Source organism: Mesorhizobium sp. Pch-S (genome assembly GCF_004136315.1).
Classification (GTDB): Bacteria; Pseudomonadota; Alphaproteobacteria; order Rhizobiales; family Rhizobiaceae; genus Mesorhizobium.
Genome location: NZ_CP029562.1, coordinates 1,780,245 through 1,801,916, shown reverse-complemented (window position 1 = coordinate 1,801,916; position 21,672 = coordinate 1,780,245). Strand labels below are relative to the sequence as shown.

Here is a 21,672-nt window from a genome sequence, read left to right as displayed (position 1 = left end):
CGAAGGCAGATTTGCAGACAGTCGCATTTCACCTTCCGGCCGTTCCGGCATGCGGCAACACTTCACGTGTCACCGCCACGGACGACCGCGCCTGACCACCCCTCGTGGTCAAGCATGGGTGACTGGAACAGGCAGGTCTCCTGACTTCCGTGTCATCGCCCTTTTCCGCCTCCCGATCGCATGCAGCGATCAGTGGCGTCTTGGAAGAAGGCTCAACGGTTACAGTTGCGGGGGCAGTCGCGGCTCTGGCCGATTGTTCGGCCGCACCGTGTTCCCTTTTCATCCGCCTTGCGGCGGAACCAGCTCCAGATTCGAAGCTAGCCACGGCAGTGCCGAGCGTCAACTGGTCTGGTTGTCGAGCAAAGGAAGAAGGATGTCCAAGCCCGGGTTGCGGGGTCAGCCGTAATGGAACCGTGGTTTCGGCCCGGTGCCGGTGAATTGCACGCCGACGCGGTCGTTGCGGCGCCAGCGCACGAGCGCTTCATAGGCGACGCCGTCAACAGGCACATAGAGGCTGAATCGTTCCGGAATGATGGCGTCGGCAGCCACCTTGAGTTCCGCGCCATTCGTATGCTGGTTGCGCACCACGCAGGGGATTTCCGAATTGTGGATGCTGGTGATGATGGTGGCCCCCTTCAGTACCCGTTGCCGGTGCTCACGTTCGCGATGGTTCGCTTCCTGCTCGGACATGACGGTGGGGACTCACGCTGCAGTCCTGCTTATTTTAGAAGCGGCGCGGGGAACATCAATGCCACCGCGGGCTGTGCAGGCGATTTGCCGCAAGTGATGGCTAACTGTCCGTCAAGATCGGTGCGATCCGCCATCGCGGCCGGGAGTTCATGAGCGTCGACGCATTTGCCGGATCCGCAAAGGCGTATGACTGCGAGAGGTTGCGAAACCCAGAGATGCGTTGCTCCGTGACATTGTTGCAATGTGGCAAACGGAGGGTGACCGGCAAAGCGAGGTCGCAGATATGCTTGTTTCATGTCGTGCTTATCGGTGTTCTCCTGTCGGCCTGTCAGCCCCCCCCCGATCGCGAGCGGTGCCGGTGATACGGCTTCGATGGTGGCACGCCCGACGGCGAGAGATATGAGGACGGATTGCGTCAGCGGAACCGAACCGGCCAGAATCGTGGACGGAGAGATCGCTTCTTGTGTACCTCCTGCAAAGCAGCTTAGATCGCTCCATGTTCGGAGGGCCGCAGATGGTTGGCATTCTCGATTGCCGATTGTACCTTCCGGTGCTGCTCCTGACCGCAGGCGTGGCGCTAAGCGCCCCTGCCTTTGCCAAGACCAAGGTGCTGACGAACGCCAGCATCCACACCGTCAACCCGAAGGTGCCGACTGCCGAGGCCATGGCCATTGACGACAATGGCATGATCATTGCCGTTGGTGCGATGCAGGATGTCCTGGCAGCTGCCGGCAAGGAAGCCGAAGTCATCGATCTCGGCGGCAGGATGGTGCTTCCGGGCTTCCAGGACGCGCACGTCCATCTCGTCGAGGCCGGTGTCAACGAGATCCTGTGCGAATTCGGTCCCTTCGACGAGCTCGACGACACGCTTGCAACCGTCGAAGCCTGTGTGAAAAGCAGCAAGACCGACTGGGTGCTGGGATCCGGCGTCAGCATGACCAACCTGCTCGACCAGAGCGACAATCCAATCGCGCTGCTCGATGAAATCTCGCCCGACCGCCCCGTCTTGATCCTCGACGATATCGGCCATGGCGCATGGGCTAACTCGGCCGCCATGCATGCTGCCGGCTATGATGCAATCGAGGGCAATCCGCCCGGAGGCATCATCCTGCGCAACAGGAAAACGGGCAAGCCGAACGGCGTGGTGTTGGAGAATGCGCAGCAGAAGCTGCGCAATCTGGCATTCCCGGATACACCTGAGAATGTCGAGTTTGCCTATGAAAGCATGTTGCCGACGCTGAAGACCATGGCCGAGAACGGCATCACCACCGTGAGCGATGCGGGAGGCTTCTGGCCGCAGGGGCATGTCAAGGTCTGGCAGAAAGCGCTGGCAAACAACACGCTGACGGTCAGGGCCTCCAATGCGCTCTACGTCTATCCCGACATGCCTTTCGACGAGCAGGTCGCGGCGCTGACAAGGCAGTTCTCGAACGACCCTGGCAGCCTGTTGCGTTTCAACCAGGTCAAGATCTATGTCGACGGCATCCTGGAGCAGCGCACCGGCGCGGTTCTGGAGCCCTACAGGCAGGGCGCGGGCATCGATCACGGTTTCGACCGTGGCTTCCTCTATTTCGACGTCGACACTTTGAACCGCTATTCAAAGGTTCTGTCCGAGAAGGGATTTCAACTGCACTATCACGTCACGGGGGATCGTGGTGCGCGGCTTGCCCTCGATGCGATTGCACAATCCGATGCAGCGCCCGGGCCGCATCGTCTGACGCACCTCTATCTGGTCGACAAGGTCGACCTGCCTCGCTTCAAGCAGTTGGGCGTGGTCGCCGATTTTCAGCTCGCCCCGAGTTCCGTCGATCCGGACTACGTGCAGTTCATCCGCCAGTTCATCGGCGACAGGGCCGACACCATGATGCCCGCCGGCACACTGCAGGCCATGGGAGCCGATGTCGTGATGAGCAGCGATTTCGATGCCGACGAGCTGTCGCCTCTGGTCAAGATCCAGACCGCTGTCACCCGGCAGAAAGACGGCGCACCCGACGTTGCCACCGCGATCGCCTGGATGACCATCAACCCGGCCCGCCTGCTGCATCAGGACAAGACGACGGGCTCGATCGAGGTCGGCAAGATCGCGGACCTTGCCATAATCGACCGCGATATCCTCAAGGTTCCGGTCAAGGCGATAGGCAATGCAAAGGTGGTTGCCACGGTCCTGCAAGGCAGGCCTGTCTTCGATCCCGACAAATTGCTCGGCGACTGAAGACCGCTTCTCTTTCGTACGGCTGCGCGTTCCGGCCCCTTACTTCGTTGGCAATGCCTGGACACCGTTCCACAGCAGCCACAGCAACCCTGAAACGATAGACAGGATCACAGCTGCGCCGACTTTGCTCGAGATGCCGGCCAGGGCTTGACGGAAGTTCCGAAGAAATCGGAAATCCTCCCGTGCTTCAAATTGATGTTCGGGTTCGTCGATACGCAATCCGGCAGCAGAAAGCTCCTCGCGGATAGCTTCCTTGACAATGCGCTTCAGTTCGTCGGGATCGATGGACACATGTCTCGTCATGGCTTCCACCCGCACCATTTTTCACCAAGGGCATTGTGTTTGTTGATTTCGTTCAGCCCGGCGCGAGGCGTTTCAGCCCCGGCGTCCCGGCGTGGCGAATTGTGTTCACACCAGATCGAGCGGGGGTCGGAAGGCAGCGGCCCGTCTCGCCTTGTGGCGCAACCCGTGAATGCCAGCGCAACTGCAAGGATCAATGCCTTGACCATCGTGTGGCCTCCTTCCGCGCCTCGTCCTCGGATAGACTGGAGACGTGCCGTTCGATGTCGGTGGCTTCGCGGTCCATCTTCAGGCGGTCTTCAACAGCCGCCAATTTCTCTTTCGCCTGTCGTGCGCGTTCCGCCTCGACGCCGGACTGCCGGAATTTCCAGCCGACGAAGATCGCGGCGACGGCACCGACGATGTGGGGCCAGAAGCGGAACAAGAGCGCCAGCATGATCAGCGTTCCCAGCCGAATCTGCGAGCCAGGTAATAAGCACCTTCGGTTGCGACCCCGACAAGCGCGGTTGCTGCAACGGTCGCGGCCGTCACCACGTCGGGATCGTTCGACAGCTGATCCCCGACCTCGTAGCCAAGGATGGCGCCCACGCCGTAGCGCAGGATGATACGGACATACGGGCCCATGTCAGGCTCCTTTCAGGATTTTGCGAAGAGCGATGGTGAGCAGGGTCGCGATCGCGCTCCATCGGTTACGCTTGACCGTGGTGGTCGGCTGCGGGACCGGCGGCTGCCGAGCCTGCCGATTGACGGGATCGGGCAAAGGCTCGCCAGCCGGCCTTTCCGTCGAGGCAGCGACTGCCGCAGGGGCATCATAGACAGCATCGTGCAGCGCGATTTCGAACGCCTTCGCATAGCCGGCGACAAGCTGCCCATTTGTCCGCACGTCATCGTTGATGATGGATCGAGCGGTTACATAGTCATAGGCTGTCGAGCTGGTTGGAGAAGAGACATCGAAGTCGGCCAGCTTCCTGGCCGTGAACAGACCGGCGCGCATGCCCTCGACAAGGATAAGGGCAGAGATGTCGGCATCGTTCGCTGCCTCAGGATTCTGGACCAGATCGACGCCGACCAGCTTGGACGCCTTTCGATAGTTTTCCTCGCCAGTCAGTTGGGGCAATGCGCGTCCGCGATAACGCCAGCCATCGCCCGATGCTTCCGGCCCATTGCCCATGCGATCCGCATAGACGCGGTTGGCAAGGCCCTGCGGGTTGCGCACGTATGGGATGGCGGCGGCAACACTGGTGAACCGCTTCGGCCAGACCTCGCGGATGCGGGCGGCGCTAGTGTAGTAGAGGCTTTCGTTGACCGGCTGCATCTTGCAGCCGGTTTCATGATAGGCCGTGGCCAAAGCATAAGCGAGGTGTTTTAGGGGCAGGCCGGCGCGCTGGCCTGCGTCAAGAATGACTTCCATGCCGTCCACCTGGCTTTGAGACAGGGACGTGCCGAAAACGCCGGACGTGCGTAAGCGCAACGCCGCGAAAAACCGCGATCGGTCCATTGGGCCAAATCCTTGTTTGGGGGGCTTTTGCGGTGGTCTGATGAGACGGTGCTTAACGATAGTGTAGGTTCGCCGCGTCTTACGCGAACCAGAACAGTCGGCCGCCAGTTCCACGGCGGCGGGTCACCTCTTGCGGGGCAGGCTTCAGTGTGACGTGCTGAAGAAGATGCGCAGTTTGTCGCGGTCGCTTTGTGTCATCGATCGCAAGACAACGATGCCACCATACCAATAGTTGATGTCGTTAGCCGCAGGGGTCGAAAAGTTGAACGTACCCAGGCCAACCTTCATCGATGCGACGATGGGATCAGGGCCATCATTGGCGCTTTGAGACAGAGCTTGTCCATCGATTTGAGAACTCACGGCGACCGGGGGACTTGAAGGCTGGGCGCCGGCCGGGACGTAAAAATCCTCATAGTGAGTTTGATCGTCGGCCGTCGCAATCTTGTTCATTCGATAGGAGAGGCTCGAGGCATCTCTTAATTCACTGATATAGTTTGTGGCAGAGCCGACACTGGTGAAATACGAGATGGCAAATCTATTGCCAGTACCCGCGCGGGTCACTCCGTCTCCGATGGCTATCGGGCACCAGGATTTGCTCAGGGACGTGTTGTCCGTTGCCGCCGCCAGATAGACGCTATCGTCCTCCGTTCGGGTAAGGAAAGTATTCGAGCTGACCAGCATTTTTTCTTCGTCAAAGAAGGCGAGGCGCTGGCGGTTGCCCGTTTCCTGATACACGGGGCGGGCGCCATCGTTCGGCGCGATCAGATGAATGCCGTTACCGCTCTTATCTCGCATCACTCCAACCGGCTGGTTATGAGCCGTGACGGGAATGGTCATGGCTGTGTCCTGGAACATCGTTGACCGGTCAGATGGATCATACCAGGCGCCGGTTTCGCCGGCGGCGAACATGGCAGCAGGCGTGAATGTCGGCGCCGGTCCGCCGCTGCTGCCTCGGCGCGAAGTGGTCAGGCCAATTCCAGTCCCCAAGAACATTGTCATCGACGCACCTCCAGTGCTTCCCTGCGGGCTTGTAGGCTGAGCGCCTGTGGTTTGTGCAACCGGACAGGGGCCATTGCGATGCAGAACGCCTCAGCCGGTTGCGGCGTCTCATGGTCTGTTTCGACCGCAGGCGGCGTCCCTTGCGTGTGGCAGGTGCCGAAAATCCCGAGCACACGCGATCTAATGGCAATCCCAGATGCGATCAGGTTTACCGACTGTGCAGTTTGGTAAAATGTAACGATGCTGGGAAAGTAAGAAGTGGCCATCATATTTGCGCGCTAGAAAGGGGCTGCGCACAACCGTGAGGATTGCTGTACGGGTCAGAGACTAACGAACTGCGTCGTCCAGTTTGGATGTTGAAGCTGGATCGGTAGCCGGGTCAAATTCCAACTGCCGCGGATCGGATTTCCATGACCCCTCGGGGAACCAACGAGCTAGTAGCAGCGAGTTTGCGTCAGCTATTTGAGTCTGTTGTGCATTAAATGCGTTATAAGGCGTTCGTAGCTTGGCGCGTTTGTCGCCGAAGAGGCCGAGTAGCGGATCGAAACTCCGACCAAGCCGCTTGACGAAGAATCCCAAGTGATCCGATTTGCCCTGATACATCGACGCCCAAGGCGTATCCTTTGTCAGCTCGTAATATTCGTTCATAGCTTGCTGCTCTACTCCGAGCGGACGCTTCCACCATGGTTTGCCCCAACTGAAATGTCGGATGTAGGCGTCTGCATATTTAATGTGACCGCTGAAGTTGGTCATGGCGTTCCACTTTGGGTGAAGTGTCTGCCACTGGTTCATAAACACGATGTTGAGCGCGTCTTGATCGTGCTGCTTGCAAATGTCTCGCTGCTCTTCGGCAAATATACGTGTCTTCTCGAAGAGCCGGTCGCGCCGGATTGTATCGAGGTCCAGAAGCATGACGCCTGCATTGAAATAAGGAGCGCCTGCTGGCATCGACAAGCGTTTACGAAACTCATCGTCAAAATACCGCTGATCGTCGTGTGCAGCCACAAGTGGCGCGATCATTTCCGTTACAGCCAGCGCGGCTAAATCGACGTTCACGATCACGTCGCAGTCGAGATAGATCGCGCGATTAAACGTCTGCATTTCCGGCAGCATGTCTGCGAACAGGCGAAGATAGGTTGCTATGCCAAGGCGGAACGTATTGACGTTTAAGCCTTCGGCGTAGGCAGACACGTCAACAATTTGCACGGCCTTTCCAAGAAATTGATGGGCCAGTTCAATTTCATGCTGGGGTATCTTTGTAGTCAAGATTAAGCCAGGCAAAGAGGCGGAAAGGTTCATTACTCGCCGCGCTGCGATCACGGCGTGGGGAAAGTACGTCGCGTCTGCAGCGAAAAAATAGCACGCCTTTGCCAAAGGGGTTGCTCACCGTTTTGATGTTGGACTGTGCTGCCGTTCTCTCAGCTTTACAACGGCAACTCAAGTCGCATGCGGTATCAAAGAAATTCGGCGGCTGCCCACATCGTATCGACCTCGTCGTCGTTGATTGCAAGGGCAGCCGTGATCTGCGTTATGAGCGGATGTATGCGTGCATAGGAACTGGCAAACTCCCACTCAATCTGTGCTTTCTCTCGCGTAGTCGCGTCGCCTATGGCGTCGATGACTGACTGAACAGACGCTATCGAGAATCCGCTGTTTACCAGACCAAGTCGGAGCTGGCGGGGGGTGAGTGACGGCATTGCGACGCGTCGTTCTTCATCCGTAGGAGGGAGATATAGAGAAATCGCATTCCCATCAGCAATCCATCGGAAAATACCGGCTCGAACTATCGGCGCTAGGCCGAAAGTATCCCCGGGAGCGGAGACGTAATCGGTAACGTATCGAACTCCGAATGTATCGGTGATTTCGCATTTTACTTTGAAGAAATTGTCTTGTTGTGCACGAGTCACGGAAAATATTTTGTGCAACGCTGCTTTCGTATCCGTCGGAGGAGTGGCGGTCTGATTTTCGTTGATCTCAGTCATCATGCTACCCTCTGAGCTAAGGTCATGTTGTCGCTACCAGAGCTAAAATGACCTCGCGCATACCAAGAACCAGATAGTGGATAGCTGCCACCTGTTCTGTAGTCGATGCCACTCGAACCTAAATATGGAGTAAGCCCTTGGTTCCGGGATGTTGCTGCGTCGCGCACAATGAGCCAATGACCAACGGGAAAGACCGTTTCATCACGGTTCGATGTCTTGGAAATTTGAGCGTAGTAATTGCCCAAATAGGTAGACAGATACCCGCCCCAAGTGGGGCCGTAGACATCGCCCGCGGTGTGCAGAAAGGCAGCTCCGCTACCGGAATAGACATGGCCGACAGCTTGAACGCTGCCGCCAGGCGTCACAAGGAATTCGCCACTGCTGCTACCGACGCCGTTTGGTCTCAGGTAGACATAGCCACCCGAGCCATTGGTGCCCAGGACAAGACTGGAGGCCGAGCCGTAGACCTGACCGTTCTTTGCCCACAGATAACCATCGGAAACGATATTGGTCGAGGACCGGATTTCACCAGCGTTGTAAATAACGCCGCTCCCGTAAAACGAATAGTCGCTGGCATAGCCGAGAATGCCGTATTTGGTCGCGTTGTAATTGTATCCCAGCACCCCGCCATATCCCGAATTCAGCGAGCGTCCGAAGAGAGCGTAATCCGCGCCATTGGTCATGGCCTGCAGTGCCTTTCCAGAAGGCACGAGGATGTCGATCGGTCCGGTAAAGGCGGCCCCGCTGCTCAGCGCCGCTTGCGTGATCGGGACAGAAACCTCCTTGGTGCGGCCTGCGGGTTTTGCGCTGTTGGTGATGGCTGTAACAACGTTCCTGGCGGGGCGATCCGTTGCGCTGTAGCCGACAATGCTGGCGAATACCGTAAAGCCCTGCCAGTATTCCATGTAGGGTAGCCAGCAGCACAGGAAGCCACCGGCGTTGAACAGCCAGATTTCGGTCGGCTTTTTGCCGGTAGACAGTGCGCCATGGTTGATGATGGCGTTGCCGTAGAGGTAGCCTTGGACCTTGATGTCGAACGGGACGGATGAGCCGTAGGAATTGCCGACAATCTCGATCAGGAATGCTTCGCCGTCTGAGGCCGCCGCCGGGATGCTGGTCGTGATCAGGGTGCCGTTCGTAAAGTCACGGCCCGAAACCCAGCCGGTCAGGTTCTTCTCGATGAGGCCATCGAGCTTGGTCTTGTCGGCGGGAGACATGAAGCCGTGGGTGCTGCCGGTCGCGGCGGCATGAAGGTTGCCGCCGGAAAGCTGGCCGTGACTGGCATCCGAGATCCGTCCGGCCGGCAAGGTACCCTTGGTCAGGTTTGTTGCGTCGTCCGCGCCGATGGCCGTACGGAACAAAACATCGCTGGCCTTGCCGAGCAATGACTTCACGAAGGCCGAGAAGCCGAAATTGGTCAGTGCGTCTCCAGGCGTTTGGGCGCCTGTCCCGCCGGCCGTGACGGGACGCGGATCGTTGGCGTCTTTCGCTAGGTCATCCAGCTGGCTGTTGTAGGGGGCGGATGCGATCGGCTCGTTCGGAACACCGTAGACGCCGGGCAAAAGCTGATAGACGCCGTTCACGCGAGGCATGGACGATCTCCTGTGCAGTTTCGGTGAAGAAGGGAGACGGCCCTCTGAAATCCAGAGGTTGCCGCGGTGATACAAGGTTTCCGTCAGACGGATAGCCCCCATTGGGTGGCGGCGACGACAGCAACTCTTCTGCCGATAACACGCCCAGGATGTATCGTTCAGTGCCGTTCGGCTGAAGACAGAAGCAGCGCCCTGGCGACAGGACCGATCTTCAACGTTGCCATGTCGAGGCCACCGGCCAGCGGCACGTCCAGGGCCACGCCGTTTCGACTGCTCGCTGCAATCCGTGCCGGCCCGTCAGCGCTATCCCGGCCCTTCAAGGCTTCAAGGATCTTGCCGACGTCTTTGAAGGCAATACCGTGCGCCGTGTCAGGAATGCCGCTAGCGCCGGTACGGGCGAAAAGACCTGGCTCGCGTGCTTCTGCCGTTTCCGAGGCCAGCAACGATCCGCCGCCGATACTCGCGGCAGCCATGCTGTTGAACTGGATGATTTTGCTGAGTTCGGGATGTGAATTCACATATTCGCGGATGCGCGCCGCCGTTCGCGGCATCAGTGATTTGGCATAGTTGGGGTCGAGCTGGTATGCGCGAAGCGCTTCCGCCATATATTCAAGAGACGCCTCTTCCGGAGGATAACCGATGCTTTCAGGCGTTATCAACGCACCGACGGTCTTCTGACCGTAAAGACGTGAATAGTTAGGCTGCAATTCATCCAGCAATCCGTCGATCGGGATGCGACCTGCTGCAAGGTCTATGGCATGGCCAACTTCATGAGGCAGTGCCTCCATATACTGCCGATGTGTCAGATCTGGATTCAGGTAGATCTGGACCGGTTTCTGCCCTTGTTGACCAGTAGCGCCCAGCCATCCTTGCCTTCGATAGCGTTCTGGAAGATCCTCAATGCTTCTTCCCGTAATTGTCTCTCCAATGGATCGGATTCCCTCAATTTCGAGCGCCTCTTCACCTCCTCCCGCCATTCGGCGGCCGGCGATTTGTGGTGCGATAAGCGTTCTTCCCTCGATGTCATAGCGGAGTTTTCCCATGTCATCGGCAACTGCCCCTCTGGGGTAGTCGGCCTCGAAGGCGCGTTGTGGTATTTCAGGAATATTATCATGATAGTCCGAGAGTTTCGCGGCAAATCGCTGCGATGGCTCGGTTTTTGCCGCGAACGCCTGCGCAGCCTGGCCGTAGTTGCCGGTTCCATCGGGAATTCTGGTAATGGACGGGTCCGCGTCGAAGGCTTGCGGTGAGATCTTAGGAATATTGTCAGAGTAACCCGAGAGTTTCGTGGCAAACCGTTGCGCGGGTTTGCCCTTTGCCGCAAGCTTCAGCGCCGCTGGCAGCACGCTGCCCGGCAATGCCCCCACCGCGTTCAACGCCGCCTGGCCATAATTGCCGTCTCGGGCATTCCGGACCATCTCGTCTGCGGAGAACACGGCGCCAGCGGGCGTAGGATCGGAGAGGGAAAAGCCGGTGCTGCCGATGCCCGCCGAACCGACCAGGCCGGAAACGACGTTGCGGTGGTAGCGGCTTGGTTTCCCTTCGCCGATCAAGACAGCAGCAACCCGGTCTCGCCAGGTGGGATTGTAGGCGCGCAACTCGTTCGTCACGTCATATCCTTTCGGCGGTTGCGTGCAGTCGCGTTGGCGATCTGTCGCCGCTTGTCGTCAACTGAAATGTGCGGCCCGATCGCATCGGCGATCGGAGATGAGGTGGGATCGCTGCCGTCGCATGCCCTCAGCCAGGGTAAACAACGGGACCTTGGAGACCGTTGAGGGAGCGAAAGATCGGACGTCGCCGCAATGGCTCTCGGAACCACGGCAGCCGGTCAATCGGCGATAGCCGCCTGACCCGCAGTCAGCGCCTCCCAGATGCGATTCATGCGGTTCCTCGTGGCGGGTGCTTTTGCCAGGGGGACCTGCTTCACAGGGGGGCTTTTGATCGCCCGGCTGACATAGTCGACTGCGGCCGGGGCGGACAGGGATGCGAAATCGCCGGCTTTTTCATACATCGCCTCCAGCAATGCCTGCCGCCTCTCGAGGTCAGGAACGGCTTCGTAGACCGGCCTCGATGCACGGCCACCCATTTCGAACGGGATATTTCCGACCCGTCCTCCAACGAGTTTGCCGAGAAGTTCGGCGTAGGCGTTGTCGGGCGCAATATAGTTCGCAAAGGCGGCGCCGGCACCACTTCCGAGCCCGCTGTAGAGGGCTTTCAAGGTCTCGCGGATTGGCGCTTCAGCCTTAGCGATGCCGCCCATGTTGGTAAGAAGGGCGCTGGTGGCTTCTTCGGACAGCCGTCGACCAAGCTGCTTGTCGGGGTCATCGGTGGGCGGTTTGATCGATCCGATCTCCTGCAGGCTGCGCAGCAGGCCGGCACTGCCGCCCAGGGGTTCCTGTGAAGGTTGGAAATTCGTTCCAGCGATAGCATTGATGCCGTGCATCGCCGGGCCGACGATATAGTTGTTGGTCAGGTCTACTGGTGCCCCCAATGTCCTGGCCACCCCCTCATTGGCACCGGAGGCGATCTGGGCGAACCAGCTGTTGTCATAGTCATCGCCCGGCGCAGACTGTTGCGTGCGTCTGCTTTCCAGTTCTCGGCGTGCCAGTTCACGACGGGCTTCGTCAGCGGTTACCATGTGCAAGTGCCTCCAGGTCTGCGTTGTTCATTTCCAGGATCGGTTTTGGGTGGGCTTCGGGATGCCTCCGCGCATCGGACAGGACGCGCCCGTGTATGATGCGGCATGGCCTACGGGTGTGGTTTGGTGACGCGCTCGATCTCGCGCTTGACCAACCCGCGTTGCGTTTCATTCAGCCAGGGGTTCTGCAGCGCATTGAAGAGCATCGGCAGTGTCGGGCCTTTCGACGCGTCGAACGTATCTGCGGTGCCTCCAGCAGCGGCCGGTAGCCGTGACAGATCGAACTGACCGCCCTGCGCAGGCTGCGTCGGCATGCCGTTTGCGGGCGCCGGAGCGGCTCGGGACGCTGCTTGTGCTTCGATGGGAAGACCTTGCATCGACGTCGGCGCCCGTGAGGCAGAAGCGGCCGGCCCGGCAGTTCCGATTCCCTGGAGCGGACTGATGCCCGCCGCCTTGGAGCCGTACCATTGTCCCCAACCCTGCTTTCCGGCTGTATCGAGAGCGAAATCGATGCCCTGTCGCCAGTTGGCCGGGTCGGCCGGATCGAGGCCGGTGGCATCGGTGAAGCGATTGCCGACGCCTTCGGGGAAGCCTGTGCCCTCGCCACCGACGAGAAGCTGGAACGGCCCGTAGCTTGGTTCGCGGATGCCCTTCCTGATGACATTCGATTGCCAGGTTCCGCGCTGAAGGCCTTCCGAGCGCGCCACGCGCACGGCGACACCGGGATCGATACCGCGCCGCGCGGCCGACTGGCGGATGTAGCTTTCCATCGTCGGCACATCGGGCGGCCCGCCAGCGTTGCCGGCAGGTCCTCCTGTGTCGGCTCGCGCGAAGTCGAAGCGGCTCGGCAGGTTCGGATTGCCGGGCTTGGGTGTCGGTTTCCCAGCCAGGGCGTAGGCAATCCTGGAACCGCCCGGAGGCGGCGGGAACGCGCCGGGACCGCTCATCGCGCCGGCAATCGGGTTGAACGCGGCCGCGGCACTGTCGCGTCCGGCCCTTTCGCTGGCCTGGATGTCGCCCACCATCGCGCGATAGAGCAGTGCCCGGCCGATGGCATTCAAGCCGGAGCCGAGGTCGGTCGGTGTCGGCTGGTCGGCCAGCAGGCCATCGGCCGAGGCCCGCGCTCTCGCCAGCTCTTCCGGCGTTTCGTATTGCTGGCCTTTGCCAAAGATGAAGGAAAGGGTCATCGGAGGGGTATCCTTTCGCTGCGGTTCAAGCCGAGGCCGAAAAGCCCCGACAGCGGGCTGGCGCCCGGTGCCGGCGGGAAGCTGCCGTCCTTGTTCTGGCGATAGATCAGCGCCTGGCCGATCGCCGAGAGGCCGCTGCCGATGTCGGTCGGCATGTTGGTGGCCAGCGCCGTCTGCGCCTGGCTCTGCTCCTCAGGCGTCATCGGCCGGCGTGGCTTGTTGCCGTCGAAGATGAAGCTCTCCATTATGCCTGCCCCAGTCCGAACAGGCCGGGAAGCGCCCTGGCGTAGTCGACATGCTTGACGCCGCCGACCTCGATCACCGCGTCGGGCCGCGTCTTCTCCACCTCCTGCGCCATCACGCCGACATGCTTGGGCGCATCGCCGTCCTCGCCGCGGTAGCGGAACTCGTAGATGTTGGTGCCGTCGATGCGGCCGCGCTTCCTGATGTCCTTCTTGGCCCTGCGGTCGGATTTCATGATCGCCGAGGCACCGAGACCCAGGAGGCCGCCGAAAAGGCTGTTCTGCGCCGCCACCTGTTGGTTGTAGATGCCGAGCTTCTGGTTGTAGTTCTGGTTGACCAGGCCGGCATAGTCGGTGGTCGGGATGTTCGGCATGTTGGCGTTGACGAAATTCGGGTTCTGTACCTGCGCGCCGGAGAGCAGCGAGGTGATTTCGTTGATCGGCTGGTTGCGCCGCGCATAGGCTTCCTGCAGCGCGGCCTGCCGCTGCTGGTTGGCGGCGTTGAACTGGGCGAGCTGGGCGTTCATGCGCTGGTCCTGCAGCGTGTTGTTCTGCCCGGTCACGGCGTTCTGGTTCTGGAACATCTGCTGGCGTGCCGTGTTGCCGAACTCGCCCTGCGCACTGTTCTGCATGAACTGCTGCTGCTGCGCCGCGTTCTGGAAACCGGCGCGCTGCGCATCGAGATTGGCAAGCCGGCTCTGCTCCTGGCCCGATGCCAAAAGCACCGATGTGCGCTGGTCGTTCACACCCTGGTTGAACTGGTTCATCGCCGTGTCATAGGCGGTCGAGCCGATGCGGATGCCCTGGTTGGCCAGCGAGGTCTCGAGCGAGGCGCGCTGCCGATCGAGCTCCGGATTGAGACGCGAGAACATCGCGTCCCGCACCTCCTGTGTATTGCTGGCATAGCCGTCCTTCGGCCCGTAGTCCTTGGTGATCTGGCCGGCATCGGCGATCTGCGTGTTCAACTGCGGTCCAGACTGGAACTGCTGGTATTGTGGCGCGCCGATCTTGGAGGCATCGCCGCCGGCCGGCAACGTGCCATAGTCCATCGGCTTGCTGAGATAGTCGGCCATCGCGGCCGACTGCTGGTTGCCGATCTTGGCCAGATTGGCCTGCGCCTGCTGCGACTGATCGAAGATCGCCTGCTGCGAGGGGCTCAGCGTCTGCGTTGCCGTATAGGTGGGAACGTCCCAGCTCTTGCCCGTGGTCGGATCGGTGAACTTGTGCGTGCCCGACTGGTTGTAGGTCAGGTTGCCATAGGGCGTGACCTGGTTGACGTTGCCCAGCGCTGCATTGGCGATCGACGTCGACACATTGGTGCCGGTCTGCGCTGCCGCCGTTTCTTTCGGATCGGGTGGCGTCGGTGCTTTCGGCTTACCCATTGGCAGCAAGCTCCTTCCTGTGAAATCCGTTGGCCCGCCAGGCATCGTCGGTCAGCGAGAAGACGTGTCCGCCCTCGTGCCGGCCGTAGAGGCGGGGAATGGTGTGTTTGTCGAAACCGTAGGCTTTCAGCAGGCGGGGCAGCCCGCGCCCGTTCCATTGCTCGTTGCGCTCGGAAACGCGCATCACCAGCATCTGGCAGCCGATGCCGAGAAACGGGTAGGCGAACATCTGCCAGAGCACCGGCCTTGTCAGCCAGCGTGGCGTGCTGGCTGCGCCGGAGATCTCGATGACGCCGTGTTCCGGTTCCCAGTTGTGATAGACCACGCCGGCGACGAGTTTTTCGCCGTCGAGCACGCCCATCGCCCGACATTTTTCGAAGCCGCGCTCGCAGCCCGGTATGTGGTGGGCGACCCACATCGCCACCGCCTCGTCATGGCCCCAGAAGGCTAGCATCGGTTTGTCGCCCTAGAGCGCCGGCCCGCCGGTCTCGAACGACACGTCTACGCTGACCAGTTCGACCATCGGCGCCGAGGATTGCGCGCCGGTCACCTGCAACTGCCACTGGAAGACATAACCTGTCATGCCGATGCTGGTCTTGACGATGTCGGGAAAGGCACTCGCCATTGTCGCATCCCACAGTGCCTGGTCCCAGCGGCCGGATCCCCAGATGCCGACAGGCGGAACGTCCGGGGCCGGGTTGGGCGGCGCCGGCAGCTTGACGCGGTAGTCGGTCGAGCCGGAAAGCTGGATTTCGTTCGGCGTTGCCCGCTTCAGCGTCGCCCGTGCCTGCAGGATCGTCTTCAGCACGCCCGATGTCTCGAGATGATCGGGATTGGCGACGCAGGTGTAGTAGATCGGCACGCCGTCGTCGGTTCCGGTGACCTCGGTGTCCTTGACCTTGCCCTTGTTCGTGCCGAACACCACTTCGCCATTGTGGAAGACCAGGCAGCGCGCGTCCCAGCCGGTGAAAGTACACCAGGCACCGGTTTCCGTATTCAGCACATAACACAGCCCCTGCTGGCTGCCATTGGTGACGGGCAGGCTAACGAGCGCATAGGCGCGTTCCGGCCATTTGACGATTTCCCATGGCAGCGACCGCCTTGCCTTGGCCTCCCTGCGCCAGTCCGGCGAGATCGCCCGGCTCACAGAGGACTGGTCGAGCACGGAAATGTCCTTGGTGATCGCCTGGGACAGCGGCAGCAGGCCCATCTCGGTTGCGATCAGCAGGTCGCCGCCCACGCGCATGGTGGCGCGCGGTCCGAGCGGCCGGGCCAGGTCGTATCGCCCGACCAGCACGAAACCCGTCGCCGTCGCCGGATCGCCACCCTGGTAGACGGCGATCTCGCCCTGATTGGTGACGAAGACGCATTTGTCGTCGAGGCCGTCGCCGGCATCGACAGACCACGATGCGCCGAACATCAGCGAGCCACCGCGCTGGAACACGCCGTTCAGGTCGATGGTGCCGAGCGCGCCGGCGATGCTGGCGACCGGCAGGTAGCGTGCCCTCAGCCCGCCGCCCTCGATGAAGAACTGCCGGTTGCGGTACACCCACACGAAGGACAGCGTCGCCGTCGAACCGCCGGTGATGGCCGGGCTCGACGTGTCGGTGATCTTCTTCCAGCCGCTGCTCGGGTGATAGAGCAGCAGCGCATCGGTACCGTTCACCGCCGTCAGGTATTCATCGCCCGAGGTGGTGAAGTTGACGAAGGAATAGTAGCCGCTGGTCTGCCCCGACACCGCCGGCGGTGGCGGCACGTTCGGATTGGCCACCGTCGTCACGTCGAAGATGTCCGTGCGTGTTGCCGCAAACAGCTTCTTCTGCGTGGCGTTGTAGGAGATGAAGCTTTCGACCGGCTTGGTCCCGTCCGAGATGGTGGCGCGCGTCTTGCTGCCGCCGCGCTGCACGATGCCGGTGTTGGTCGGGCGCCAGTTCTCGAGCCGCATCGCAGTGCCTTGCGGCATCGAGGCGAGGTTGCCGGCGGTGAACCAGCCGGCCATCGGCGCGGGCAGGGTGGTCATCTGCGCGCGGCGGGTGCGGGCCGGCTGTGCCAGCCGTGCAAGTGTGGCGCTTTTCATCGGTCTGCCCTTCAGCCCTGTCCCGTCACCGTGCCCGGCCATGTGATGCGGCCGTTGCGGCTGGTCGGCAGGTTGCCCGACAGCACCGGTTTTGAACCGCCGTCGCTGTCGCTCGCCTGGTCGAAGGCGATCTCGTAGTCGGAAAGTTCCGCCGCGAAGTCCTGCGCCTGCAGCTGCTTCCACAGCGCGATGATCGCCAGGCGCAGCAGGCGCTCATCGAGCAGGAACGTATCCTCGTCCGCCGTGAAGGCGGTTTTCGGCGTGCCGTCGCTCGCCCGCACGATCTGTTTCGAGATGTAGAAGAACTTGGCTTTTTCGCCCACCGCCATCACCGGCTGGATGTGCATCTGCCCGCCATGCATGGTCCATGCGCCGAACAGAGGCGCGATCGTCGTGAACTCGAACGACAGCCAGTCGTCGCTGTCGACGATATGGGTCATGTCCCAGCGATAGCGTGACGACCACAGGCTTGCCTTCTTCAGCATGCGCGAGAAGTTTGCCGGCAAATCGAAGCCTTCGGCCGTGCCGGTGCCGGAGATCTCGGCGACCTTGCGCAGCACCTGCCAGTCGAAGCCGCCCGCGATCATGCGGGCACCCTCGTTGGCCAGCAGCTGCAGCTGCTGCCACGTCCTGGAGGTGCCTGCCGCCGTGGAGAAGAAGGCGGGCGGAATAGCCTCGCCCACCGCCACGCAGACGTCCTTGAGTACGTCGCCGATCGCCATGGTCAGGCAGCCTCGGCGAGAGCGGCGCGCAGCTTCGGTGCCGCCCAGCGTCGGTCATAGTCGATGCCCCTGGCGTCGAGTTCGGCGCGCAGGCTGGCCAGCTCCTCGCTCGCCGGCGCCTCGGCACTGGCGGTGGGTGCTGCCGGCCGGGCACGGCTGTCGAGCAGCTTTTCCAGTTCCACCAGGCGCTCCTTCAGGTCGCTGATCTCTTCGTCCTTCTTGGCTTCGCGCTCGGCAACCGCCGAGCTGTCGAGATTGCCCAGGAACACGGCGGCCTGCTTGATCAGGTCGCGCATGCCGGGCAGCGGCACGCGCCCGATCTGCGTTTCGGCCAGATCGCGGATCTCCTCGACCGACTGGATGCCGACCTGGCGGAAGATCCTGACCTGCTCTTCGTTGAGCGCCGGCCAGGCCGTCAGCGGCGTGCCCGAAGTTGGTATCTCCTTGCCGGCCTTCCAGGCTTCGTAGGCCGGCCGGATCTTCTCCCAGCGCGCGGTCATGAAGGCGAGCTTGGTGCCGTCGAGGTCGTCGCCGTGGCGGTCGGGATCGGGAATGAGGTGCTTGACGCGCTCCACCGTATGCGTGCCGAGCGGGCTGTGGCCGGGCGCATAGATCGCCCAGTCGACCTCTTGCGGCTCGATCAGGCGCTTGCCGGCCGCGTTCAGCAGGAAGCCGTGCGCATCGGCCTTGTCCCCGAGCGGATCGGTGCTGCGCACCGGCAGCTTTTCATAGGTGGTCCTGAAACCGATCAGTCGAATGACCGGCTTGTCGTTCTCAGCCATGATGGCCTCCTTGGAAGGTGAGCGAAGGGGAGGCGGGCCTGAACGGTCCGCCTCGTTTCTGTGGGACGCTTGCCCCCTCTCCGTTTCGGCTTCGCCGCCGGCGCAGGACGCGACGGAGAGGGGGCCTTCGTGCCCGATGCCGTGCCCAGCCTGGGGGCGATGGGTCGGCAGGGGCAGAACAAGCCGTGAAGCGGCGACTAGCATACGGTCAGAGACCGCGTGCACGACCGTGCGCCGCGCCTTTTGGCGCGCCCCGTCCGGAGCGAGCCGCGAAGCGGCGACAGCGTGAGGACGAAAGACCTCTCCCCCTAGATCGCGGTCTTTTTGAACCAGGCACGGTCGCTCGCGACGAGCGGTGCATTGGTGTTGGTCCAGGCGCCGGCGCCGGTGGCAACGGTCATTGCCGGTTCGGTCAGGGTCACGGTCGCCGCGTTGGCGATCGCGCCCGTCGCCAGCGCCAGGATATAGTCATGGCCGTCATTGCCGGTCACGACGGTGCCCAGTGCCGCGGCATCCTCGCCGGCCTTGATCACCTCGCCGAGACGCAGGCCGACGATCGGGGTAACGGAATAAACCATCTCGTTCTCCTTGTTTGATGTTGCTGTGCCAACGGTCATCCGACCGTCGGAGTGCGCGCCAATTGACTGTGGGCGCAGCGCCCGGCGATTGAGGGCTCCAACGGTCATTCGACCGTTGGAGCGCGCGACCGCGCGCCGCGCCCGTTGGCGCGTAAGCCAAGCGGCCCGGATGGGCCGCGCCGGCGTTTGAGGGAACTAACTTACATCGAGCAGGAGGCCCTGCAGCGAACGGTTCGAGCAGGCGACGTTGCCCATCCAGTAATAGGGGATGACCACGGCGTCCTGGTTGACCGGTTTCTTCTCCTCGTCCTGCGACCACTGCGCTTCCTTGTGCTGGAAGATGTAGAGGTAGTCGGTGTTGAGGAAGTTGGCCCGCTCCGCATTGGTGGCGAAGTTGGTGTTGTCGTCGAAGATCACGTCGGCGGTCTTGTACTTGTAGGACAGGAAGCCGGTCTGGGCGAGGTCGGCATCCTGGTAGCGCTGGAACTGCTGCTGCGAAGCTTCGTAGACAGAGAACAGGTCGTGGCTGAACGTGATCAGGTCCGGCGTGTCGGTGCCGCGCGTCAGCGCCATCCACAGCCGGTTCATTTCACCCAGGATCGTGTCCTTGGTGTAGGCGTCCGTGCCGGGGATCTCGCGGAACTTGTTGCGCCAGAACGGCCACAGCGAACTGTCGATGCCGCCGACCGTGCCCTGGCCGTTCGACTGGATGATGTTGGCGAGACCGGCGATCTGGTTCGGCAGCGAGCCGTCCGAATAGAGGTCGATCGAGAAGTTGTTCGCCGCGGTGTGCAGCGCGTTCTTCTTCTTGGTCTTCACCAGGTTGATCATCGCCGACTTGCCGGAATTCTGGCGCAGCTCGCGTCCGCTCGACACGACATGCAGCGCGATCTGCGCCCAGTCGTATTTCGCCGACGTCACCACGTCCGAGGCGTTGGTGTTCAACGTCTCGTATCCGCCATAGCGCTGGTAGGTGCCGTTTTCGCCATACTCGAGCGGAACCTGGATTTCGGTGCCGCCATCGAGATTGCGGATATTGCCCTTCTTCTTGAGGCGGGCGAGCAAGGCATTGTTCTTGCTCACATTATCAGCGACTTCCGTCGCGGCGTTACGCAGCGTGGTCGAAACCATCTGCGTGAACACAGTGGATGGTCCTGCCATCTTGATCACCTTGAGTTCTGAGCTTCGTCATAGGCCTGGCCGAGCAGTTCGTCTTCACTGAACTGCCGTGACTGGCCGGTGGAGGTCGAGGTCACGTTGACGGAGGCGGCGCGGCGTGCGTCGGCCATTCTCCTCGGATCGGCAGCGGCGGCCTTGCGGGCGGCGGCTGCCTTGACCCTCAGGTCTGGGTCGGCATTCACGGCCATGTCATAGGCAAGGTCGAACACGGCTTCGTGGGAAGCGGTGTCGCCAAGCCTGGCACGTGCCTTGTGGATCGCATGCACCATGTCGTCTTCGGCGAGCTCGGAATAGAGCGGCTTGTCCTTGGCCAGGCGGCTCACTTCCTCGTTGGCGGATCGCGCCATGGCGTCTTCCTGCTGGATTTCCCGGATCACCCAGGCAATGTCCGCCGGCGTCATCGCGGGCGGCTGCGGGTCGGCAGGGATGTCGATCTGGCCGCTCAGCGCGGCGGCCAGGTGCTGGCGCACGCCGTAGCGGTCGGCAATGTCGATCAGGCTGGCGATGGGGTTCTCGTCGAGCCGGCGCTGGGCGCTGAACAGGAAGTCGACCGCCTCGGCCATCGACGGCGCCGAGCCGTCGGGCATGGTCCGCCCGGCCAGAAGGTCGGCATTGCGTTCGAAGATCTCGTTGTAGGGACGGAACGCGCCGATCTGCCGGCCCTGTTCCGACATGCGCGTGTGCAACTCGGCGTCGCGCTGGGCGATCCTCGCCTGAACCTCGGCCGGGATCTTGCCCCACTCGCCTTCCATGCCGCGCCAGTTGGCCGGGAGGGGCACGGCGCCGGCGAGGGGCGAGGACACCTCGGCCTTCGTGCGTGCCCCTCCCGTTCCCTCACCTTCCAGTGGGGAATTCTTGGGTGAATCGTCGGGACGGTCGGCCAGGCCACCGTCCGCGTCGTCCTGCCTGTCGCTCTCGATCTGGTCCCACACCGCGCCGAGCGCGGCATCGTCGCTGGCGGTATCGGCGCCGTTCGCGACAGCGGCATCCGGGATCATGGCTTCGCCACTCTCGATGGTCATCGGTAGTCCTCGCTGACTGTCAGGCCCCGCTTGGCGGCGAAGGCCTTGTTCCTGATCTTGCCGCCGGTCGGCGACGGCATGTCGCCGGCTTCCACGCAGTTGTTGCGTTTCATGTCCTCGCGGCGCTCATGGCGGGTGCTGATCACGCGGCCGTCGATCGGGCTGGCATATTCCGGCATCGGCCTGGTGATGCCGGGTCTGGCCAGCGGTCCGGCCGGAAGTGTCATCGGCGTGCCGGTCTTCGGGTCGCGGAAATGGCCGTCGCGAAAGACGTAGCGGCGCATCAGTAGAGCGCCACGATGTTGCCTGCCGTCGTTCCCGCCGCCCGCACCGCCTTCGCTCGCACCGGCAACACGCTGCCGGCCGGCACGGCGGTGAGGGTGATGGCGACAGTGTCGTCTTCGGCAATCACCGCCACGTCGCCGGCGGTCCCCACCCACAGCGCCCGGCACACGCCGTCCGGCAGGGTGTTGCTGGCATGCGGCGTCACCACCTTGAGCGACGAGGCTGGCGCCGAGGCGAGATCCACGGTCGCGTCGGCGGCTTCACGCACCCCGGAGGGCAGCGTGTGGAAAAAGCGTTGCATGGCT

General features: G+C 61.9%; 24 protein-coding genes and 1 riboswitch. Of the genes, 1 reads left to right on the top strand and 23 read right to left on the bottom strand.

Going from position 1 to position 21,672, the window contains the following annotated elements; translation table 11 throughout:
- Positions 1-112 precede the first annotated feature (112 nt).
- Positions 113-319, bottom strand: a riboswitch (cobalamin riboswitch).
- Between the two features lie 77 nt (positions 320-396).
- Positions 397-690, bottom strand: coding sequence for a PilZ domain-containing protein (locus C1M53_RS08355; RefSeq protein ID WP_129411826.1), 294 nt, complete (start codon positions 688-690; stop codon positions 397-399).
- Positions 691-1,204: 514 nt separating this feature from the next.
- Here C1M53_RS08355 and C1M53_RS08350 point away from each other — a divergent pair.
- A complete protein-coding gene (locus tag C1M53_RS08350) occupies positions 1,205-2,902 on the top strand; it encodes an amidohydrolase (protein WP_165358094.1) in 1,698 nt (565 codons plus the stop codon).
- A gap of 39 nt (positions 2,903-2,941) precedes the next feature.
- Here the strand turns inward: C1M53_RS08350 and C1M53_RS08345 are convergent, their stop codons facing one another.
- The 22 genes from C1M53_RS08345 to C1M53_RS08235 form a co-directional block, all read right to left on the bottom strand.
- A complete protein-coding gene (locus C1M53_RS08345) occupies positions 2,942-3,193 on the bottom strand; it encodes a hypothetical protein (protein WP_129411824.1) in 252 nt (83 codons plus the stop codon).
- A 202-nt stretch (positions 3,194-3,395) separates the two neighbouring features.
- Positions 3,396-3,638 (bottom strand): hypothetical protein, encoded by a 243-nt coding sequence (locus tag C1M53_RS08335; RefSeq protein ID WP_129411823.1) that lies wholly within the window; start codon positions 3,636-3,638, stop codon positions 3,396-3,398.
- A gap of 2 nt (positions 3,639-3,640) precedes the next feature.
- Complete coding sequence (locus C1M53_RS08330) at positions 3,641-3,826, bottom strand: hypothetical protein (protein WP_129411822.1); 186 nt, start codon at positions 3,824-3,826, stop codon at positions 3,641-3,643.
- A 1-nt stretch (position 3,827) separates the two neighbouring features.
- Positions 3,828-4,613: a hypothetical protein gene (locus C1M53_RS08325; RefSeq protein ID WP_129411821.1), complete on the bottom strand. Its 786-nt coding sequence runs from the start codon at positions 4,611-4,613 to the stop codon at positions 3,828-3,830.
- A gap of 231 nt (positions 4,614-4,844) precedes the next feature.
- Entirely contained in the window at positions 4,845-5,699 is an 855-nt protein-coding gene (locus C1M53_RS08320) for a hypothetical protein (protein WP_129411820.1), read from the bottom strand.
- Between the two features lie 327 nt (positions 5,700-6,026).
- On the bottom strand, positions 6,027-7,073 hold the full coding sequence (locus C1M53_RS08315; protein ID WP_129411819.1) for a glycosyltransferase: 1,047 nt from the start codon (positions 7,071-7,073) through the stop codon (positions 6,027-6,029).
- An 80-nt stretch (positions 7,074-7,153) separates the two neighbouring features.
- A complete protein-coding gene (locus C1M53_RS08310) occupies positions 7,154-7,684 on the bottom strand; it encodes a hypothetical protein (protein WP_129411818.1) in 531 nt (176 codons plus the stop codon).
- On the bottom strand, positions 7,681-9,273 hold the full coding sequence (locus tag C1M53_RS08305; protein ID WP_129411817.1) for a hypothetical protein: 1,593 nt from the start codon (positions 9,271-9,273) through the stop codon (positions 7,681-7,683). The genes C1M53_RS08310 and C1M53_RS08305 overlap by 4 nt, the downstream gene beginning before the upstream one ends.
- A 158-nt stretch (positions 9,274-9,431) precedes the next feature.
- A complete protein-coding gene (locus tag C1M53_RS08300) occupies positions 9,432-10,883 on the bottom strand; it encodes a hypothetical protein (protein ID WP_129411816.1) in 1,452 nt (483 codons plus the stop codon).
- Between the two features lie 218 nt (positions 10,884-11,101).
- Positions 11,102-11,911: a hypothetical protein gene (locus tag C1M53_RS08295; RefSeq protein ID WP_129411815.1), complete on the bottom strand. Its 810-nt coding sequence runs from the start codon at positions 11,909-11,911 to the stop codon at positions 11,102-11,104.
- A gap of 110 nt (positions 11,912-12,021) precedes the next feature.
- A complete protein-coding gene (locus C1M53_RS08290) occupies positions 12,022-13,098 on the bottom strand; it encodes a hypothetical protein (protein ID WP_129411814.1) in 1,077 nt (358 codons plus the stop codon).
- The gene (locus C1M53_RS08285; RefSeq protein WP_129411813.1) at positions 13,095-13,343 is read right to left on the bottom strand and encodes a hypothetical protein; all 249 of its coding nucleotides are present in this window, start codon (positions 13,341-13,343) and stop codon (positions 13,095-13,097) included. Before C1M53_RS08285 ends, C1M53_RS08290 begins: the two co-directional genes overlap by 4 nt.
- Positions 13,343-14,722 carry a tail fiber domain-containing protein gene (locus tag C1M53_RS08280; protein ID WP_129411812.1) on the bottom strand — a complete coding sequence of 460 codons (1,380 nt, stop codon included), beginning with the start codon at positions 14,720-14,722 and terminating at the stop codon, positions 13,343-13,345. Before C1M53_RS08280 ends, C1M53_RS08285 begins: the two co-directional genes overlap by 1 nt.
- Positions 14,715-15,176, bottom strand: a complete 462-nt coding sequence (locus tag C1M53_RS08275) for an N-acetyltransferase (RefSeq protein ID WP_129411811.1) — start codon at positions 15,174-15,176, stop codon at positions 14,715-14,717. The genes C1M53_RS08280 and C1M53_RS08275 overlap by 8 nt, the downstream gene beginning before the upstream one ends.
- A 12-nt stretch (positions 15,177-15,188) precedes the next feature.
- Positions 15,189-16,799 carry a hypothetical protein gene (locus C1M53_RS08270; RefSeq protein ID WP_129411810.1) on the bottom strand — a complete coding sequence of 537 codons (1,611 nt, stop codon included), beginning with the start codon at positions 16,797-16,799 and terminating at the stop codon, positions 15,189-15,191.
- Between the two features lie 11 nt (positions 16,800-16,810).
- On the bottom strand, positions 16,811-17,521 hold the full coding sequence (locus C1M53_RS08265) for a hypothetical protein (protein WP_129411809.1): 711 nt from the start codon (positions 17,519-17,521) through the stop codon (positions 16,811-16,813).
- A 2-nt stretch (positions 17,522-17,523) separates the two neighbouring features.
- Positions 17,524-18,303, bottom strand: coding sequence for a hypothetical protein (locus C1M53_RS08260; protein WP_129411808.1), 780 nt, complete (start codon positions 18,301-18,303; stop codon positions 17,524-17,526).
- Between the two features lie 308 nt (positions 18,304-18,611).
- Positions 18,612-18,881: a hypothetical protein gene (locus C1M53_RS08255; RefSeq protein WP_129411807.1), complete on the bottom strand. Its 270-nt coding sequence runs from the start codon at positions 18,879-18,881 to the stop codon at positions 18,612-18,614.
- A gap of 195 nt (positions 18,882-19,076) precedes the next feature.
- Complete coding sequence (locus tag C1M53_RS08250) at positions 19,077-20,042, bottom strand: phage major capsid protein (protein WP_129411806.1); 966 nt, start codon at positions 20,040-20,042, stop codon at positions 19,077-19,079.
- A gap of 5 nt (positions 20,043-20,047) precedes the next feature.
- Positions 20,048-21,082: a hypothetical protein gene (locus tag C1M53_RS08245; protein WP_129411805.1), complete on the bottom strand. Its 1,035-nt coding sequence runs from the start codon at positions 21,080-21,082 to the stop codon at positions 20,048-20,050.
- Positions 21,079-21,366 carry a hypothetical protein gene (locus C1M53_RS08240; RefSeq protein ID WP_129411804.1) on the bottom strand — a complete coding sequence of 96 codons (288 nt, stop codon included), beginning with the start codon at positions 21,364-21,366 and terminating at the stop codon, positions 21,079-21,081. The genes C1M53_RS08245 and C1M53_RS08240 overlap by 4 nt, the downstream gene beginning before the upstream one ends.
- On the bottom strand, positions 21,366-21,668 hold the full coding sequence (locus C1M53_RS08235; protein ID WP_129411803.1) for a hypothetical protein: 303 nt from the start codon (positions 21,666-21,668) through the stop codon (positions 21,366-21,368). Before C1M53_RS08235 ends, C1M53_RS08240 begins: the two co-directional genes overlap by 1 nt.
- Positions 21,669-21,672 lie beyond the last annotated feature (4 nt).

What these genes read in the sequence shown, in the direction of transcription:
- C1M53_RS08355 (WP_129411826.1), bottom strand. Translation starts at nt 690, where the DNA reads ATGTCCGAGCAGGAAGCGAACCATCGCGAACGTGAGCACCGGCAACGG.
- C1M53_RS08350 (WP_165358094.1), top strand. Translation starts at nt 1,205, where the DNA reads ATGGTTGGCATTCTCGATTGCCGATTGTACCTTCCGGTGCTGCTCCTG.
- C1M53_RS08335 (WP_129411823.1), bottom strand. Translation starts at nt 3,638, where the DNA reads ATGCTGGCGCTCTTGTTCCGCTTCTGGCCCCACATCGTCGGTGCCGTC.
- C1M53_RS08330 (WP_129411822.1), bottom strand. Translation starts at nt 3,826, where the DNA reads ATGGGCCCGTATGTCCGTATCATCCTGCGCTACGGCGTGGGCGCCATC.
- C1M53_RS08325 (WP_129411821.1), bottom strand. Translation starts at nt 4,613, where the DNA reads ATGGAAGTCATTCTTGACGCAGGCCAGCGCGCCGGCCTGCCCCTAAAA.
- C1M53_RS08320 (WP_129411820.1), bottom strand. Translation starts at nt 5,699, where the DNA reads ATGACAATGTTCTTGGGGACTGGAATTGGCCTGACCACTTCGCGCCGA.
- C1M53_RS08310 (WP_129411818.1), bottom strand. Translation starts at nt 7,684, where the DNA reads ATGATGACTGAGATCAACGAAAATCAGACCGCCACTCCTCCGACGGAT.
- C1M53_RS08305 (WP_129411817.1), bottom strand. Translation starts at nt 9,273, where the DNA reads ATGCCTCGCGTGAACGGCGTCTATCAGCTTTTGCCCGGCGTCTACGGT.
- C1M53_RS08295 (WP_129411815.1), bottom strand. Translation starts at nt 11,911, where the DNA reads ATGGTAACCGCTGACGAAGCCCGTCGTGAACTGGCACGCCGAGAACTG.
- C1M53_RS08290 (WP_129411814.1), bottom strand. Translation starts at nt 13,098, where the DNA reads ATGACCCTTTCCTTCATCTTTGGCAAAGGCCAGCAATACGAAACGCCG.
- C1M53_RS08285 (WP_129411813.1), bottom strand. Translation starts at nt 13,343, where the DNA reads ATGGAGAGCTTCATCTTCGACGGCAACAAGCCACGCCGGCCGATGACG.
- C1M53_RS08280 (WP_129411812.1), bottom strand. Translation starts at nt 14,722, where the DNA reads ATGGGTAAGCCGAAAGCACCGACGCCACCCGATCCGAAAGAAACGGCG.
- C1M53_RS08275 (WP_129411811.1), bottom strand. Translation starts at nt 15,176, where the DNA reads ATGCTAGCCTTCTGGGGCCATGACGAGGCGGTGGCGATGTGGGTCGCC.
- C1M53_RS08270 (WP_129411810.1), bottom strand. Translation starts at nt 16,799, where the DNA reads ATGAAAAGCGCCACACTTGCACGGCTGGCACAGCCGGCCCGCACCCGC.
- C1M53_RS08265 (WP_129411809.1), bottom strand. Translation starts at nt 17,521, where the DNA reads ATGGCGATCGGCGACGTACTCAAGGACGTCTGCGTGGCGGTGGGCGAG.
- C1M53_RS08260 (WP_129411808.1), bottom strand. Translation starts at nt 18,303, where the DNA reads ATGGCTGAGAACGACAAGCCGGTCATTCGACTGATCGGTTTCAGGACC.
- C1M53_RS08255 (WP_129411807.1), bottom strand. Translation starts at nt 18,881, where the DNA reads ATGGTTTATTCCGTTACCCCGATCGTCGGCCTGCGTCTCGGCGAGGTG.
- C1M53_RS08250 (WP_129411806.1), bottom strand. Translation starts at nt 20,042, where the DNA reads ATGGCAGGACCATCCACTGTGTTCACGCAGATGGTTTCGACCACGCTG.
- C1M53_RS08245 (WP_129411805.1), bottom strand. Translation starts at nt 21,082, where the DNA reads ATGACCATCGAGAGTGGCGAAGCCATGATCCCGGATGCCGCTGTCGCG.
- C1M53_RS08240 (WP_129411804.1), bottom strand. Translation starts at nt 21,366, where the DNA reads ATGCGCCGCTACGTCTTTCGCGACGGCCATTTCCGCGACCCGAAGACC.
- C1M53_RS08235 (WP_129411803.1), bottom strand. Translation starts at nt 21,668, where the DNA reads ATGCAACGCTTTTTCCACACGCTGCCCTCCGGGGTGCGTGAAGCCGCC.